At 64.8% G+C, this 18,077-nt stretch carries 12 protein-coding genes; all 12 read right to left on the reverse strand.

All coding sequences use genetic code 11. The features are described 5' to 3' along the window. Positions 1-143: 143 nt before the first annotated feature. The gene (locus AC1AUD_RS05755; protein WP_476573183.1) at positions 144-3,296 is read right to left on the reverse strand and encodes a bifunctional [glutamine synthetase] adenylyltransferase/[glutamine synthetase]-adenylyl-L-tyrosine phosphorylase; all 3,153 of its coding nucleotides are present in this window, start codon (positions 3,294-3,296) and stop codon (positions 144-146) included. Positions 3,297-3,400: 104 nt separating this feature from the next. Next, positions 3,401-4,243, reverse strand: coding sequence for a methylenetetrahydrofolate reductase [NAD(P)H] (metF, locus tag AC1AUD_RS05760; RefSeq protein WP_476572958.1), 843 nt, complete (start codon positions 4,241-4,243; stop codon positions 3,401-3,403). A 183-nt stretch (positions 4,244-4,426) separates the two neighbouring features. Continuing rightward, a complete protein-coding gene (gene metE, locus AC1AUD_RS05765; RefSeq protein WP_476572960.1) occupies positions 4,427-6,730 on the reverse strand; it encodes a 5-methyltetrahydropteroyltriglutamate--homocysteine S-methyltransferase in 2,304 nt (767 codons plus the stop codon). Between the two features lie 126 nt (positions 6,731-6,856). Further along, positions 6,857-7,414, reverse strand: coding sequence for a SixA phosphatase family protein (locus tag AC1AUD_RS05770; protein ID WP_476572961.1), 558 nt, complete (start codon positions 7,412-7,414; stop codon positions 6,857-6,859). 135 nt (positions 7,415-7,549) lie between these two features. Continuing rightward, on the reverse strand, positions 7,550-8,617 hold the full coding sequence (locus tag AC1AUD_RS05775) for a tRNA (adenine-N1)-methyltransferase (protein ID WP_476572963.1): 1,068 nt from the start codon (positions 8,615-8,617) through the stop codon (positions 7,550-7,552). Positions 8,618-8,859: 242 nt separating this feature from the next. Next, positions 8,860-10,797, reverse strand: coding sequence for an ABC transporter ATP-binding protein (locus AC1AUD_RS05780; protein WP_476572965.1), 1,938 nt, complete (start codon positions 10,795-10,797; stop codon positions 8,860-8,862). Beyond that, a complete protein-coding gene (locus AC1AUD_RS05785; RefSeq protein WP_476572967.1) occupies positions 10,797-12,527 on the reverse strand; it encodes an ABC transporter ATP-binding protein in 1,731 nt (576 codons plus the stop codon). Before AC1AUD_RS05785 ends, AC1AUD_RS05780 begins: the two co-directional genes overlap by 1 nt. Positions 12,528-12,601: 74 nt before the next feature. Continuing rightward, positions 12,602-13,330, reverse strand: coding sequence for a TetR/AcrR family transcriptional regulator (locus AC1AUD_RS05790; RefSeq protein ID WP_476572969.1), 729 nt, complete (start codon positions 13,328-13,330; stop codon positions 12,602-12,604). 313 nt (positions 13,331-13,643) lie between these two features. Beyond that, positions 13,644-14,492 (reverse strand): ABC transporter ATP-binding protein, encoded by an 849-nt coding sequence (locus AC1AUD_RS05795; RefSeq protein ID WP_476572971.1) that lies wholly within the window; start codon positions 14,490-14,492, stop codon positions 13,644-13,646. Between the two features lie 91 nt (positions 14,493-14,583). Further along, on the reverse strand, positions 14,584-15,831 hold the full coding sequence (gene glgA / locus AC1AUD_RS05800) for a glycogen synthase (protein WP_476572973.1): 1,248 nt from the start codon (positions 15,829-15,831) through the stop codon (positions 14,584-14,586). Positions 15,832-15,958: 127 nt separating this feature from the next. Continuing rightward, complete coding sequence (locus AC1AUD_RS05805) at positions 15,959-16,435, reverse strand: tripartite tricarboxylate transporter TctB family protein (RefSeq protein WP_476572975.1); 477 nt, start codon at positions 16,433-16,435, stop codon at positions 15,959-15,961. Positions 16,436-16,540: 105 nt separating this feature from the next. Further along, positions 16,541-18,076 carry a glutamate synthase subunit beta gene (locus tag AC1AUD_RS05810; protein ID WP_476572977.1) on the reverse strand — a complete coding sequence of 512 codons (1,536 nt, stop codon included), beginning with the start codon at positions 18,074-18,076 and terminating at the stop codon, positions 16,541-16,543. Position 18,077: the final 1 nt, after the last annotated feature.

Raw genomic sequence — 18,077 nt, forward strand, 5'->3', positions numbered from 1 at the left:
GGAAGACAGCCCAGTGGGCTGTCTGACGACGGAGCTCTCCTTGTGACAGAACGTGAGCACAATTGTTGCGTTCTGTTATAAGGAGAGCTCCGCCGGCACGGAAGCCCACTGGGCTTCCTCTTCGGCCGGCTCGCGCGCCCGGCTTATGCGATTCCTTCGGAATCGCGGCCGGTCGCATAAAACACCCGCTCCACGACCTCGCGGCACCGCCGCATGGCCGAAAGCAATTCGTTCTCGACATACTGCCCGCGATGCGCCTCGTGCCCGAGGTAGACGCCGACGCCGCCGAGCGAATAGATGTCGTCGGGGATGATGTCGGCCTGGTTCACGCGCCCGTTCCACAGGTAGTTGCCGTTGCGCGCGGCGGTACACAGCGTCCACGCCTGGCGCAGGGTCTCGGCATCGGAGGTGTCGATCAGCGACAACGCCTCAAGCTTCCCCAACGCATCCAGCGTGGAGTTGACGCGCAGCTCCGGATACGCGCCCGCATGCTCGAGCTGCAGCAGCTGCACGGTCCATTCCACATCGCTCAAGCCGCCTTTGCCGAGTTTCAAATGCCGGTCACGGCGCACGCCGCGCGGCAGCCGCTCGGCCTCCATACGCGCCTTGAGACGGCGTATCTCCCCCAGCTCCGTTTCGGTGAGCGGCGAAAGCGGATATCGCAACGGATCGGCGATCTCGCCGAGGAAATCGCCAGCCAGCGTGGCGTCACCCGCCGCATAGCGAGCGCGCAGCAGCGCCTGATGCTCCCATGTCGAGCACCACGAGGCGTAATATTCCCGGCAGGATTCGAGGGAACGCACCAACGGGCCGTTCTTGCCCTCGGGGCGCAGGTCGAGATCGAGTTCGATCTTCGGTTCGAGACTGGTCGGGCCGTGCAATATCGCGCGCATATCGTCGATGCAGGCCTTGGCGAAGCGCCCGGCCGCCGCGTCATCGGCGCCATCTGTGGGCCGATAGATGAGGATCACATCGGCGTCGGAGCTGAAGTTGACCTCACGCCCGCCATATCGTCCCATGCCGATGACGGCGATGTCGGCGGGCGGCGTCGCCAGTCCCGCCTCGTCGAGGCGATGGCGCATGGCCCACGACAATGACGCGTCGATGATTGCGTCGTAGACATCGGTCATGGCCGCGAGGGATCCGGCGTCGTCCATGACGCCGCTCATCCAGGCCAGGCCGATGCGTTCGATCTCATGGCGTCGCAACGCGCGCATCGAGGTGGCAAAGTCATTGATCGATCCCGCGGCGCGATCCAAGGTCGCGCGGCACTGAACGTCGAGGCTGTCGCGGCCGCGGGCCTGCAACTGTTCGTCGTCGCCGAGCCAGGTCACGGATTCGGCCGATTTGGCCAAGGCATCCGACAGGAAGCGCGAGTTGGACAGCACATGGCACAGACGCTGCGCGGCCGAGGGCGAGTCCCTGAGGAATCCAAGGTAGTTGCTGTGCGAGCCGAACTGCTCCTCGAGACGCCGCCATCCCAGCAGACCCATGTCGGGGTTCTGGCCTTCGCCGAGCCATTGGAGCACGGCGGGCAGGATGATGCGATTGATCTTGGCGGCGCGCGACACTCCGTCGGTCAGCGCCTCGACATGGCGCATGGCCGCGTCGGTGTCTTCGAAGCCGATCGAGGCGAAGCGTTCGTGCATGGCCTGCGGGCTCAGGGCGATCTGGTCGGTGTCAAGTCCCGCGGCGATCGGCAGCATGGGCCTGTAATAGATGTCGAGATGCAGATGGCGCACCTCGCGGCGTGTGGCGTCGTATCGATCCACCAGCTCCTCGGGATGCAGTCCGAAGGCGCGGGCGAGACGCCGCAGCTCGGTGTTGCGACTCAGTTCGTCCACATCCATCTCGCGCTTGCGGTCGAGTCCTCCCAGCGACGCGACGGGGCCCAGATCGGGGAACAGATGCGTGCGCTTCAATCCCCACATCTGCTGGCGGTGCTCGAGCACGCGTTCGAAACGATAATCCTCGGCCAGACGCGCGGCCTGCGGGCGCGAGACATAGCCGCCGTCGGAGAGGCGTTGCAGAGATTCGAGCGTGGAGCGTGTGCGCAGTGTCTCGTCGGCGCGTCCGTGGACAAGCTGCAGCATCTGCACGGTGAACTCGACGTCGCGCAGGCCGCCCTTGCCGAGCTTGATCTCGCGGTCCTTCAAGGGGGCGGCGATGAGGTCCTCGACGCGTCGGCGCATGCGCTGGCAGTCGTTGACGAAATTCTCGCGGCCGGCCGCCGACCAGACGAAGGGACGCGTCATCTCCATGTAGGCCTGTCCGAGGGCAGGGTCGCCTGCGACTGGGCGGGCCTTGAGCAACGCCTGGAACTCCCAGCTCTCGGCCCACTGCTCGTAATAGCCCTTGTGCGAATCGAGGCGTCGCACCAGGGGACCGTCCTTGCCCTCGGGCCGCAGTCCCCCGTCGATCTGCCAGAGCGCGGGTTCGGCGCAGCCCATGATGACGGACTGGCACACGCGCTGCAGCATCGTTCCCATCTTGGTGCCGATGCGTGTGAGCGTGGCGCCGTCAATCGTTGCATCCTCCGGGTCATCATCGCCGCTTGCCGCAGGCTCGACGACATAGATGAGGTCGACGTCGGAGACGTAGTTCAGTTCCTGCGCGCCGAGTTTTCCCATGCCGATGACGGCGAAACGCACCCGCTCGGAGCCCTCGACCTCATGCCGCGCGATGGCCAGCGCGCCTTCGAGGGCCGCGTCGGCCAGGTCGGACAGCGCGAGGCTGATGGTGGGCTGCAGTGCGCAGGGATCGTCGGCGAGGGCGTCCTGCGCCATGATGGCGGCAAGTTGGCGCCGATAGGTGCCTCGCAGCGCGGTGGTGGCCTCCGCCAAGTCCTTGGTGGCGGTCGGGGCGGTCGTATCGAGGGGGTTCGCGCCGACCGCGCGCAGCACATGGGCGCGGCGCTGGTCATGATCATAGCGGTGGCTATTGCAATGGTCGACGGCCGCGGCCTCGACGAGCTCGGGGCGGAACCGCATCAGCTTGCCGAGCGCGTCGGACACGCCGAGCACGCTGATCAGGCGCCGCAACGCCGCCTCGTCGGGCAGCACCTGGGTCAGGTCCCGGCCCTGCGTGGTGAGCGTGCGCACGATGTCGACCACATTGACCAACGCGATATCGGGATCGTCGGCACGCCCCAAGGCATCCAGCAGAAGCCGCAGGCGTTCGTCGGGCACATCCTCGTCCGCCAACGTGGCGAATTGCGCGCGTGCCGCGTCAAGATCCTGCAATCCGGCGCGAATCAGGTCCATGGAGGTCGGTGCGAAGCGCTGCGAAGGTCCCATGGACAACAATCTACTCCTTGGCCGTATCGCCCGCCGACAGCATCGCCCGCGTGTCCGATATCGAGGACACGCGGGCGATATAGCGCAAAAGCAGCGCGGCCGGTTCAGCCGAAGAGCTCGCCGACGTTACGCCAGATATGGCGCGTGACGGCGGGATGGTTCATCGTGTACAGATGCACTCCGTCGACGCCGTTCGCCACAAGATCGGCCACTTGCTGGGAGGCGTAGATGACGCCGGCCTGCCTGAGGCTCGCGGCGTCGTCTCCCCAGCGTTCGAGCATCCGCTCGACGGACCCGGGCACGCGCGCCTCGCATTGGGCGCTCATGCGACGCACCGATTTGGCGTTGGTCACCGGCATGATGCCCGCCTCGATCGGCACCTCGATGCCGGCGGCGCGCGCCTTGTCGAGGAAACGCAGGAAATCGGCGTCGTCATAGAACAGCTGCGAGATCAGATGGGTGACGCCCGCGTCGACCTTGCGCTTCAGATTGTCGATGTCCTCGTCGAGCGTGGCGGCCTGCGGGTGCTTCTCCGGATAGCAGGCGCCGTAGAGCTTGAGGGACGGGTGGGAATCGCGGATATAGGCGGCGAGGTCGCTGGCGTGATGGAAGACGCCCGCGGGCTCCTGCCCCTCGACCGTGTCGCCGCGCAGGGCGAGCACGCCTTCGACGCCGGCCGCCTCGAACATGGCGAGGGCCTCGTCGACGGCGTCCTTGTCAAGGTATTGCGCCGTCAGATGCGCGACGGCGGGAATGCCGTATTCTGCGCGGATCGTGTGCGCGATGCGCGCGGTGGCGGTGCGGTCCTTGAGCTTGCCGGTGCCGTAGGTGACGGAGATGAACGCGGGGCTCAGGCCCTGCAGGCCGTCGAGTGTGTCATAGATGGTGCCCACCGGCGCATTGCGCCGCGGCGGAAACACCTCCAACGAAAACAAAGGAGTCATCATAACGCTTTCAATAAATCCTCCCTCTGACGAGGGAGGATTAGGGGATGCCATTCTGCTGTCTCGAGCCCATTTGTCATCCTGAGCGGAGCGCAGCGGAGTCGAAGGATCTCGCGGAATTGTCCTCGAGATCCTTCGACTCCGGCCTGCGGCCTCCGCTCAGGATGACGCAGGCCGTGCCATCCGTCACTTGGCGAGGCGGGCGCGGACGGCCTTGGCGGCGGCGACCATATGCTCGAGGCTCGGCCAGGTTTCGGCGTCGCCACGGGTCTTCAGACCGCAGTCGGGGTTGATCCACACCTTGTTCAGGTCCATCTTCTTCAAAATCTCGTCGATGCGCGCCTCGATCTCGGCCTCGGAGGGGATGCGCGGCGAGTGGATGTCATAGACGCCCGGGCCGGCCTCGGTCTCGAAGTTCGCGTCGTGGATGGCGTCGAGCACCACGAGGTCGCCACGGGACGCCTCGAAGGAGATGACGTCGGCGTCCATCGCATCGATGTCGCGGATGATGTCGTTGAACTCCGAATAGCACATATGCGTGTGGATCTGCGTGGTCGGGGCGACGGCGGAGTGCACCAGACGGAAGGCCGGGATGGCCCAGTCGAGGTACTTCTTGTGCCAGTCGGTCTTGCGCAGCGGCAGCTTCTCGCGCAGGGCGGCCTCGTCGATCTGGATGACCTTGATGCCGGCGGCCTCGAGGTCGAGCACCTCGTCGCGGATGGCGAGGGCGAGCTGCTGGGTCTGCTCCTCGTGGGTGATGTCCTCGCGCGGCCAGGACCAGTTGAGGATCGTGACCGGGCCGGTGAGCATGCCCTTCATGATATGGCTGGTGCGGCTCTGCGCGTAGGAGGACCACTTGACGGTGATCGGGTTGGCGCGGGAGACGTCGCCCCAGACGATCGGAGGCTTGACGCAGCGGGTGCCGTAGGACTGCACCCACGCGTTCTTGGTGAACAGGAAGCCGTTGAGGTTCTGGCCGAAGTATTCGACCATGTCGTTGCGCTCGAATTCGCCATGCACGAGCACATCGAGGCCGATCTCCTCCTGGTGCTTGATGCAGGCGTCGATCTGGGCGGCAATGAACTGGTCGTATTCGGCCTGGCTGATCTCACCCTTGCGCAGGCGGGCGCGCTCGGCGCGGATCTCACGGGTCTGGGGGAAGGAGCCGATCGTGGTGGTCGGCAGCTCGGGCAGGCCGAGGGCTTCGCGCTGCTGGCGCTGGCGCTCGGCGCGGGCCGGCTGGCGCACGAAATCGGCATCCGACAGCGCCGCAAGACGCTCGTGCACGGCCGGGTCGGCGGCCACACGGGTGCCGTCGAACAGCGTCTGGTTGGCCTTGAGCGCGTCGGAGGCTTTGCGATCCTCGTCGGAGGCGTCGGCCAAAACAGCCAGATCGGACAGTTCGCCGAGCTTTTCGACGGCGAAGGCGAAGTGCTTGAGGTCGTCGGCCGGGATGCCGGTCTCGCCCTCGGTGCTGAACGGGACATGAAGCAGCGAGGAGGCGGTGGAGACGGCCACTGCGCTGGTCTTGGTCTTGAGCGCGTCGACCAGGCCGAGGCTGACGGCATAGTTGTTGCGCCAGATGTTGCGGCCGTTGACGACGCCGGCGAAGATCGTGGTGCCGGAGGCCACGCCGAACCTGTCGACGGCGGCGAGGTTCTCCTCGCGTCCTTCGTTGAGGTCGAGGCCGATGCCGTCGAAGCCGAGCAGATTCACGGTCTCGTAGACGTCGGCGATGTGGCCGAAGTAGGTGTTGAGCAGCACCTTGACGCCGGCCTTGGCGGGCAGGATCTTGGTGTAGAGCGTCTTGAACAGCTCGACGTCGCCGGGCTGCTTGTCGAGCACGAGATACGGCTCGTCGATCTGCACCCACTGGGCGCCGAGCTCGTTGAACTTGGCGAGCACCTCGGCATAGACGGCGGCGACGGCGTTGACCAATCCCTTGTCGAACTCGAGTTCCTCGGACTGCGGGTCGCGGGTGAGCTTGAGGAAGGTGTAGGGGCCGATGAGCACGGGCTTGGTGATGATGCCGAGCGCCTTGGCCTCGTTGAACTCGTCGAAGGGCTTGGTGGAGTTGAGCTTGATCTCCTCGCTGGACTCCAGCTCGGGCACCAGATAGTGATAGTTGGTGGTGAACCACTTCTTCATCGGCAGGGCGGTCACATCGCCCTTGTCGCCCTGATATCCGCGAGCCATCGAGAACAGCGTGTCCTCCGGCTCGGCGAAGGCAAGGCGTTCGTAGCGCTTCGGGATCACGTTGAGCATGATCGCGGTGTCGAGCATCTGATCGTAATAGCTGAAATCATTGCTCGGAATCAGGTCGATGCCCGCAGCCTGCTGCAGCTTCCAGTGCTTCGCACGCAGCTCCTTCGCCGTGGCGCGCACCTCGTCGAGGCTCGCGTTGCCCTTCCAGTAGGCCTCGATGATCTTCTTCAGTTCGCGGTTCTGTCCGATGCGCGGAAACCCGGACACGGAAGTGAGAGCAGGCATTAGTCCTCCAAATGATGACGGGATGACGTTCTTTGACCACGACAGCCTATCAAAACGAAGCCAAATCGCCCTTATCAATCACCTGGGCATGTCGTCATAATTCGAATTTATACCCCCGCGTTTGGTTCAGTCGAAATCCTTGACGTTCACCACGGCGAGCAGATCACCATCATGGGTCGACCAGTCCTTGAACGGCTTGTTGGATCCGAAGACGACGACGGCCGCGGTGGACAGGCCGAGGTTGAGCAGATCCAGCATGGCGGGGTCGGATCGATCGGAGGCGAGCCATTGGCTGGCGATGGAGACGGTCGGCTCATGGCCGAGGACCATCATCACGTGCGTTTTGCCCTTGGCATGCGCCAGTTCGTCGAAGACGGATTGCACGCCGCCCTCGTAGAGGCTCTGATGATAGTCGACGTTGGGCTTGTCTCCGAAGGTTTTGAGCAGGCGCGCGCAGGTCTGCTGGGCGCGTTCTGCGCCGGAGCAGGCGATGAGATCGGGCACCAGTTTCATGGATTTGAGCCCTTTGGCGACGATCTTGGCTTGCTTGACGCCTTTGTCGGTGAGTTCGCGCATACGGTCGCCGCCGGCGGCGAAGGGCTCGGCCTTCGCATGGCGCATCACCAGCAGGATGTGCTCGTATTCCTTGGCCTGCTTCGCGACCTTGTCCAGGTTCACGCCCATATGCCCTCCATATGTCCGTATATCCGTGGGGACCGGCTCGCCGCCGGCGGTTTCCGCCTGCTCCGGACTGGCCCGGAACACCATATGCGATTATATGGCCGTCCCCGGAGCGGGCGCGACGGCGCCTCGGTCCGTTCAGTTCGCCGCGTTTCCTTCGAGCTGGGCGACCTGCCGGTCGAGGTCTCGCAGCACCTTGCGCAGCTTGCGGTCGGAGATATCGCGCAGCTCCAGATTCTCAAGCGCGGCGGCGCGTTCCTCGGCGCTCAGATCATCCACATCGGTGACGGTGTCCTTGGTGGCCCTGTCGCGCTTCTTCAATGCTTCGAATCCGTCGGCCATCGCGCGCGAGACCACGAGGAATCCCGTGTGCCCAATCATCTGATGGTCCGGGCGCACCGCGAGCCCCTGCGCCTTCCAACTGCGTTCAAGCGTCTCCTGGATCTCTGGCTCGGTCCACTGCCCGCTGTCGCGCAGCGCCTCGACCAGACGGCTCATCTGCGTGGTGGTCGTGATGTAGCACACAAGCACGCCACCGGGCGCGATGACGCGATGTGCCTGTTCGAGGCGGTTCCACGGGTCGAGCATATCGAGCATGATGCGGTCATACTGATTGGCCTCGAGGCGGGCGGCGACCGTGTCGAAATCACCGACCTCAAGACGCCACCATGCGGGGCGTCGGCCGTAGTAGACGGTCGCGTTGGCCTCGGCGACGCGGGCGAAATCGGGGCGTAGCTCGATGGTGGTCAACTCGCCCTCCTGCCCCACGGCGTCGAGCAGATTGAGGCTCATCGCGCCGGAGCCGGCGCCGGATTCGAGCACGCGGTGGCCGCGGCGGATGTCGCCCAGTTGGATGACCTGCGCGATGTCCTTGGGATACATGATCTGCGCGCCGCGGGGCATGGAGAGCACGTAGTCGGCGAGGCGCGGGCGCATGACCGCGTATTGCCAGCCGCCGATGGCGCGGACCGCCTTCCATGGCTTGGCGGCGTCGCGTTCGGGGTGCGCCTGGTTGACCTGCGCCTCACGTTTGGCGGTGACGGTGGTCACGACGGTGCCCTCGGTCTGGCCAATCACCTCATCGTGCAGGATGAGGCCGTGTTCGGTCTGCGTGGAGCCGCCCGGCACCAGTTGGTCGGTGATCCTCTTGCCCCTCCGGTCGGAGAACTGAACCTTCTCCCCCGCCGTCAATGGTCCGCGCCGCATATGGTTCCTCCCACATTCGCTTTCGCTCCGCTCGTAGTGCTTTCGCTATCGTTTATTATGCCAGTCATGCCGCGCAGTGCGACAAATCGCGCATAGTGCTACATGACGTAGTGCGACAACCGCCGTTTTCCAACGATTCTGATTGTCACACCGCGCGGGATTCGTCGCACTACGCGAAGTTTGCCGCACTACGCGGGGTTTGTGCGCAAGCGCTCCCGGAGGGGCGCGTGGATCAGGGATCGTCAGTCCTCGGCGGGCACGCCGCCGGCGAACTGGGCGTTGTAGAGGTCGGCGTAGGCGCCGCCTCGGGCAAGCAGCTCGTCATGCGTGCCCTGCTCGACGATCGAGCCGTGGTTGACCACGAGGATGAGGTCGGCGTCGCGGATCGTCGAGAGGCGGTGCGCGATGACGAAGCTCGTGCGTCCACGGCGCAGCTGGTTCATCGCCTGCTGCACCAGCACCTCGGTGCGGGTATCGACAGACGAGGTCGCCTCGTCGAGGATCAGGATATCCGGATCCGAAAGGAACGCGCGGCAGATCGTCATCAGCTGGCGCTCACCCTGCGAAAGCTCGGAGCTTTCGTCGGAGAGCACCGTGTCGTATCCCTCGGGCAGGCGACGCACGAATTCGTCGACATGCGTGGCGCGGGCTCCCTCGAGCATCCGCTCCTCGCTGATCGACTGCCCTTCGCGCACGCCATAGACGAGGTTGTCTCGTATCGTGCCGTCGAACAGCCAGGTGTCCTGCAGCACCATGCCGAAGTGGCCGCGCAGATCGTGGCGGGACATGTCGCGCGTCGACACGCCATCGATGGTGATCGAACCGCCGTCGATCTCATAGAAGCGCATCAGCAGGTTGACCAGCGTGGTCTTGCCGGCGCCGGTCGGGCCGACGATCGCGACGGTCTGCCCGGGCTTGGCGGTCAGCGACAGGTCCTCGATCAGCGGCTTGTCCGGCTGATAGCTGAAGCGCACATGGTCGAACTTCACCAAGCCCTGCATATCCTTCACATCGCGGGTATCGGCGCCGTCCGGCTCCTCCTCGTTCTCGTCAAGGAATTCGAAGATGCGCTCGGCGGAGGCAAGCGAGCTCTGCAGGATCGTGGCCATCGAACTCAGCTGGCCCAACGGCTGGGACAGCTGGCGCGAATACTGGGTGAAGGCCTGTAGGTCACCGAGGCTCATCGTGCCGGCGAGCACCTTGAGGCCGCCGACCACCACGATGATCACGAAATTGAGGTTCGAGAAGAACATCGTGACCGGCTGGTTGAGACCGGCGAGGAACTGCGCGTTGAACGCGGAGTGGTAGAGCTCCCCGTTGCGCTTCTCGAACTCCTCCTTGGCCGCGGACTCCTGCCCGTAGGCGCGCACGACCATATGCCCGGTGAACATCTCCTCGACATGGCTGTTCACGGCACCGGTGGCGGTCCACTGGCGGAAGAAGAACGGCTGCGATTTGCGGATGATCAGATATGCGGTGAGCAACATCACAGGGATCACGATCAGCGAAACCAGCGTGAGGAACGGGGAGATCGTGAGCATCATCACGATCACGCCGACGATGGTGAACACGGCGAACACGAATTCGCCGAGCACCTGCTGCAGGGTCTGGCCGATGTTGTCGACGTCGTTGGTGGTGCGGCTCATCACCTCGCCGCGCGGCACGCGGTCGAAGTAATTCAGAGGCAGGCGGTCGATCTTCTCCTCGATCTGCTTGCGCATGCGGTAGACGGCGTTCGTGACCAACCGGGTCATCGTCCAGCCCTGCAGCCAGCGCAGCAGCACCGTGCACAGGAACACGCAGGCGGTGATGCCAAGGATCATCGCGACGCGGCCGAAGTCGACGCCGGAGCCGGGATGGATGTCCATCGACTGCACCATGTCGACCATGGAGCCCATGCCGTTGGCCTTCATCATCTCGATGGCCTGCGCCTTGCTCATGCCGGCCGGCAGCATCTTGGAGATGACGCCTTCGAACAGCACGTTGGTGGCCTGGCCCATGATCTTGGGGCCGAGCACCATCGTCGTGGTGGCCAGCGCGGCGGCGAGCAGCACGAGCGCGCAGCGCAGCTTGTCGGCCAGAATATACCTGACGAGTCGCATCAGCGTGTGGCGACGCGGCTTCTTGGTCATCGGGGTCATCGGCGCATTGGCGGCGCCGGATTTCATATTCCTGGGCATCAGTCCACCTCCTCGTTCTTGAGCTGGGAATCGGCGATCTGCCGATAGGTCGGGCAATCGCGCATCAGTTCGGCATGCGTTCCCTTGCCGACGACGCGCCCCTTGTCGAGGACGAGGATCTGGTCGGCATCCATGACGGTGGAGATGCGCTGGGCCACGATGATGACGGCCGATTGACGTGTGATCGGCTTCAGCGCGTCACGCAGCTTGCGGTCGGTGGCAAAGTCCAGCGCGGAGAAGGAGTCGTCGAAGGTGAAGATCTGCGGGCGACGCATGATGGCGCGCGCGATGCACAGACGCTGACGTTGGCCACCGGAGAAGTTCGTGCCGCCTTGGGCGACGGTCGCATTGAGCCCGTCCGGATTCTCACGGATGAAGCCATCGGATTGCGCGATCTCAAGCGCCTTCCACATCGCCGTCTCGTCCGCATCGGCATCGCCGAAGCGCAGGTTGGAGGCGACGGTGCCGGAGAACAGCAGCGCCTTCTGCGGCACGGTGCCGAATATCGCGGCGAGCTGATGCGGATCGTATTCGCGCACGTCGTGCCCGTCGACCAGCACGCGCCCCTCGGTCACGTCGAACATGCGTTGGGCGAGTCGGATGATCGTGGACTTGCCCGAGCCGGTCGCGCCGATGATGGCGGTGGTCTGGCCGGGGCGCACGGTGAAGTTCACGTCGTCGAGCACCGGATCGTCGGCGCCCGGATAGCGGAAGCCCACATGCTCGAAGGTGATCTCGCCCTTCGGATCGGCGGGGATGTACGGCGAGGCGGGCGCGGCGATCGACGCGGTGGTATCGCGCACTTCGTTGATACGACGCGCGGAGACCATGGCGCGCGGCAGCATGACAGACATCATCGCGGCCATCATCAACGAGGTCAGGATCATCATCAGATACTGGATGAAGGCCTGCAGCGAGCCGATCTCCATGCCGCCGGCGTCGATGCGCTTGCCGCCGAACCACATGATGGCGATGTTCGACAGATTGATGACGAACATCATCAGCGGCATCATCAGGCTCATGAGCCGGCCCACGGACAGCATCGTGGCGTAGAGGCGGTCATTGCCGCCCCTGAAGCGCTCAGCCTCGGTCTTCTCACGGGTGAAGGCGCGAATGACGCGCACGCCGGTGATCTGCTCGCGCACAATCTTGTTGAGCGCGTCGAGGCGCTTCTGCAGCTGGCTGAACAGCGGACCCATGCGCCCCATCAGCAGCGCTCCGATGATCGCGATCACCGGCAGAATCACCACCAGCGAACCGGTCAGCGGCACATCTTGCTTCAGGGCGAGCACGATGCCGCCCAGGAACATGATCGGCGCCTGCAGGATGATCATGAAGCCCTGGAAGAACATCATCTGCACCTGCTGCGCGTCGTTGGTGGCGCGGGTGATGAGCGAGCCCGCGGAGAAGCGCTCGACCTCGGCCAGCGAGAAGCCCTCGACGGCGTTGAAATAGTCGCGGCGCAGCTCATAGCCGATGCGCATGGCCAGCCGGGCGGCGAAATAGGTCGCGACGATGGCCGCGACGACCTGCATCAGCGAGAAGCCGAGCATGATGGCGCCGTAGCGGTAGATCTCGTCCTTGCTGCCCGAGGCGACGCCTTTGTTGATGATGTCGGCGTTGAGATTCGGCAGATACAGGCTCAGACAGGCCTGGACGATCTGGAAGACAACCAAGGCGGCGAGTTGCGCCTTGTATGGCTTCAGGTATTCCTTCATGATGCGGAACATCGAAGTGCCATGCTCCTTTCGGTGTGGTGAGGGGATATGGATAACAGATGGGAATATGCGATGCCGCGGCGGCGCTATGCGCGCGGTTCCGCGGATGTCGAGGTGCCTCCGTCCGCGGAAGTGGGATTGGCGTCGACGAGACCGTGGACCACCAAATCGGCGGCCATGGCCGGCGTGATGCCGAAGTCATGGAATTGGCGTGCCATGGCCAGCGAGGTCGCGGTGCTTTGGATGAAGGCGACCGCCTGGTCGACGCCCACGCGCAGCTGCCCGGCATGCGGAGCGAGGATCGCCGCGCAGCTGTCGGCGAAATCCTTCAGCGTGCCGATATAGAGGTCCTTGATGCGGCGCACCTCGCCATGGCTTGCCTCGCGCAGGGAATGTGCCTTGGAGGCCTCCGCCCCGCGCAGGAAACGGTGCAGGATGGACATCAGGCGCGTCCAGTCGACGATGCGCTCGGTGACGACCTCGATATAGCGCTCGAGCTGCGCCTCAAGGTCCTTGCCGTCGACTCGGACGAGGTCGCGTTTCCAGGAATCGTCGCGCGCCACCTGTTCGAGCCGGTGCGCGAAGGCGGCGACGAGCAGCTCCTCCTTCGAGCCGAAGACGCGGAACAGCGTGCCCTCGGCCACGCCGGCGAGCTGAGCCAGTTCCTTGGTGGTCAGGTCCATCTCCCGTTCGACGACCTCGGCGCCCACGGCGTCGAGTATCGCCTCGCGCCTCCGTTCGCTGGGCATGGCCGAGGCACGCTGGCGGCGCGGCTTATCCCCCGAAGCGCTGTCGGCAGATGATTCGGTATTCACGGAACGCCACTATACCACGAATGAGTGAGCACTCACTCATTCACTGTGGGCATATTGTATCCCCGATACACGTGTCAACATGCACTTCCCCCATGCTCGGCTACGTACGTTTTCACGCACTCCGACGAAGCATATGCGCAAAAACGTACGCTTAGCCGCCCTCAGCATACGAAAATGCGCAGGGATGCCATATGCCTGCGCATAAACGTACGGATGCAACGGTTCAGCGTACGTTTATGCGCAGCCGTTCCGTGGGACTGCTCATAAACGTACGCCAAGCAGCGTGTCCCGCGGCGAAGTCAATCCCCCGCTGCTACCGCGCGAAGGCGGCCCAGCGGCCGTGGTCGTGGGTGACGGTCAGGTCGAGGCCGAATATCGAGCCGAGCCGTTCCTCGGTGAAGCCGTGCTCGAGGTCGCCGGCGTAGATGATCGTACCGGGGGCGGGATCGTTCCCCGCCACATTGTCGGCGTAGGCGTCGGCCTCGGAGCCGGTGATGCGCCCCATGATCGCCACATGATCGAAGCCGGCGGGGATCTCCTCGAGACGATGGGTGACGAGGATGACGGTGCGGTCGGGGTCCTCTCGCCCCATGTCGGCCAGCGCGCGCAGCACGAGTTCGCGGCCGCCGAGGTCAAGCCCGGTGGTCGGTTCGTCGAGGATCAGCAGCTCCGGCTCGGCCATCAGCGCGCGGCAGATGAGCACGCGCGTACGCTCCCCCTCGGACAGCTTGAACATCTGCTTGCCTTCGAGGTAACTGATGCCGAAGCGGGCCATGAGGCTGCGGGCGCGGGCGTATTCCTCATCGGTGTAGGTGTCGCGCCAGCGCCCGGTGACCGCCTTGGTGGCTGTCACCACCGCGTCGATCGGATCCTCGTCGCCCGGGAAGGCGCGGGCCAGCTCGGCCGAGGACAGGCCGATGCGATTGCGATAGGAGAACACATCGACCTTGCCGAGCCGGTTGCCGATGATATCCACGGTGCCCTCGGAGGGATGGCCGCGCGTGGCCATCATCGCCACCAGCGAGGATTTGCCGATGCCATTGGGGCCGAACAGCACCCATTTCTCGCCGCGTTTGACGTCGAGGTCTACCTTGGTCAGGATCACACGGCGGCGCCGGCGGAACTCCACGCCGCGAAGTGTCAGTGCGGATTCGGTGGTCATATTGCCTCCATATGCAACAGGGTCTTCCGCCGGCGTCGGCCAGCGGAAGACCGGTCAATGGTTCACGCCGTCACGGCATGGTCCGGATGGATCACTTGCGCTCGTCGAGCACGGACTGGTAGACGGCGACGGTCTTGTCGGCGATCGACTCCCAGCTGAACTTGTCGCGGGCGCGCTCGTATCCGGCCTGTCCCATCGCCTTGGCGCGCTCCGGGTCGGCCATGACGCGATTGATCGCGTCGGCCATATCATGCACGAACTTGTCGGGATTGGTCGGCGTGCCGGTGCCGTCATGCAGCTGGTCGATCGGAACCAGATATCCGGTCTCGCCGTCGACGACGACCTCGGGGATGCCACCGGTCGCGGAGGCGACGACGGGCAGGCCGCAGGCCATGGCCTCGAGGTTCACGATGCCCAGCGGCTCGTAGATCGACGGGCAGATGAACGCATCGCAGCCATGCTCCAGCGCGTTGAGCTCCGGCTTGGGCAGCATCTCCTCGATCCAGATGATGTTGCCGCGCTCCTTGTCGAGCTCGGCGAAGGCGGTCTTGACCTCCTCCATGATCTCCGGGGTATCGGGCGCGCCGGCGCACAGCACCACCTGGATGTCCGGATCGACGAAATGCAGCGCCTGGAGCAGATACGGCAGGCCCTTCTGGCGGGTGATGCGGCCGACGAACAGCAGCGTCGGCTTCGAGCGGTCGATATGGTAGCGGTCGAACACGCCCCACGCCGGATCGTCGTCGGCGGGGGTGGCGAACTGGCTCATCGTGATGCCGTTGTGCACGACGACGACCTTCTCCGGGTCGACGTTCGGATAGGCGGCGAGGATATCCTTGCGCATGCCGGCGGAGACGGCGATGATGCGGTCGGCGTGCTCGTAGGCCTCGCGCTCGGCCCAGGAGCTCAGGTTGTAGCCGCCGCCAAGCTGCTCCTTCTTCCACGGGCGGAAGGGTTCGAGCGAATGCGCGGTGATGACCAGCGGCGTATCGTGCAGCATCTTAGCCATGTATCCGGCCAGGCAGGCGTACCACGTATGCACGTGGATCACGTCGGCATCGACGTCATCGGCGATCTGCAGGTCCACGCCGAAGGTCTTGATCGCGCCATTCGCATTAGCCAGCTCGGCCGGGGTGTCATAGCCCTTGAGCGTCAGGGAACCCTTGGCCTCGGCCGCGTTCGGAATGGCCGGAGCGTCCTCGGGCACGCGCGGGCCATCGAAGGCGCGCACGGTCACGTCCACGCGTTCGGCGAGCACCTTGGAGAGCTCCTCGGCATGCACTCCGGCGCCGCCGTAGACCTTGGGCGGATATTCGCGGGTCAGCAGATCGACTTTCATAGACACCTCTTCGTTGTAGTGAATACATGCCCTACTTTAGGGCATGAAATGCGAAACGCCCGCATCGACGCGTGGGTCGGATGCGGGCATAGCGTTTCGTTTGGCGGTGGTTGCGTTCTGTTATAAGTCAGACCGCCGTTCCATTAGCGTCCAAGTTCGGATTATGCCGGTAGTTACCGGCGGTGAAGAACAGCGATACGACGCCGACGACGAAGACGGCGGCGACGGTGATGACCAGCCACATCGGGTGCGAGGGCAGCCACATGATGACCAGGAAGGCCACGGCGGCGAGCACGATGAGGATCCAGCTCAGCGCACGGAACCACTGGCGCACGGAGTGCGGAGCACGCAGCACCTTCGGGTTGCGGTAGTTCGGATTGGCCTCGAACTGCGATTCGACCTCGACATCCGCCTCGGTGCGAGCGCTCGGCTTCCACGGGCCGTCGCCGGTGTCGGTGCCGTCCTGCAGGCGGATGGACTTCTGCTGCAGCGACCATTCGTCGACCATGCCGCCGCGTCCACGGCCACGGGTCTGGTCGTATTGGGAGGGGATGCCTTTCTTCGCGCGCTTCGCTTCGGCGCGCCGTTCGGCTCGATTGGCCATGTTTCTCCTTTGCAGACGAAAAACGGTACTGCGGTTACTGTACCGCAATACCGTCCTTTTTCGTGTCTTTCGACCGTTGCCTTGGCGGTTATCCCAGCCTAGGCCTCAGCGAGGCAGCGACATCGGCCGCGCGGAGGCGGCGATGGGCTTGGGCAGCTCGGTGGCACCGGTCAGATATTCGTCGACGGCCGCCGCGCAGGAGCGTCCCTCGGCGATGGCCCAGACGACCAAGCTCTGGCCTCGGCCCGCGTCGCCGGCGACGAAGACGCCGTCCTGCGAGGTGGCGAAGTGATCGTCGCGCTTGACATTGCCGCGCTGATCCAGTTCCACGGGCATCTGGTCGAGCAGCGTAGTGGTGTCCGGATGCAGGAAGCCGACGGAGATGAGCACCAGATCGGCCGGCAGGATGCGCTCGGTGCCGGGCTGACGGGTGAAGGGGCCGTTCTCGCCGGGGGCGACGTCGACGACCTTCAGGCCGGTGACATGACCGTGCTCGTCGGCGAGGAAGCCTTCGGTGGCGGTGCCGTTGGCGACCGTGACCTTGGCGCGATCCCCGTCCGGCACGCCCTCGAAGTTCACCGAATCGGTGTTGTAGAGGTAGGTGCCGCCCTCCTCCATCGAGGAGGTCTTCTGGTAGAGACGCGCGAAGGTCGGCCACGGCTGGTTGTCGGGGCGCTCGGTGGGTTCCTTGGGCATGATCTGCAGCACGGTCACGTCCTTGGCACCCTGACGGATCGAGGTGCCGAGGCAGTCGGAGCCGGTGTCGCCGCCGCCGATGACGATGACATGCTTGTCCTTGGCGGTGATGTCGTGCTCGAGCGGAGCGCCGTAGATGCGACGGGTCGCATCGGGCAGGAAGTCCAGCGCGAAATGGATGCCGTCAAGCTGACGACCGGGCAGGTTCATATCGCGAGGCACACGCGAGCCGATGGCCACGACCACCGCATCATACCGGGTGCGCAACTCGTCCCAGGTGATGTCGCGTCCGATCTCGACGCCGGTGCGGAAACGGGTGCCCTCGGCCTCCATCTGCTTGACGTGCTCGTCGATCAGGCGCTTGTCGAGCTTGAAATTCGGGATGCCGTAGCGCATGAGGCCGCCGATCGCATCGTCCTTCTCATAGACGACGACGGTGTGTCCGGCGCGCGTCAGCTGCTGGGCGCAGGCCAGGCCAGCGGGGCCCGAGCCGACGACGGCGACGGTCTGGTCGGTCAGGCGCTGCGGCGGCAGCGGACGGACGAAGCCGAGTTCCCTCGCCTGGTCGATGATGGTCTGCTCGTCGAGCTTGATCATCGTGGGCGGCTGGTGGATGCCAAGCACGCAGGCCTTCTCGCACAGGGCCGGGCAGATGCGTCCAGTCACCTCGGGGAAGTTGTTGGTCATCGACAGCCTGTTGTAGGCGTCCTCCCACTTGCCCTGGCGCACGAGGTCGTTGAACTCGGGGATAAGGTTGCCCAGCGGGCAGCCAGTCATGCAGAACGGGGTGCCGCAATCCATGCATCGCGCGGCCTGCTCCTGGGTCCACGGCTGCAGTCCGGACTCGGCATGCACGTCGAGCCAGTCCTTGATGCGCTCGACGACGGGGCGCTCGGCCAGTTCGCGGCGGGTGCGAACCTTCAGGAATCCTCTCGGGTCACCCATG

Source organism: Bifidobacterium sp. LH_730, assembly GCF_056355835.1.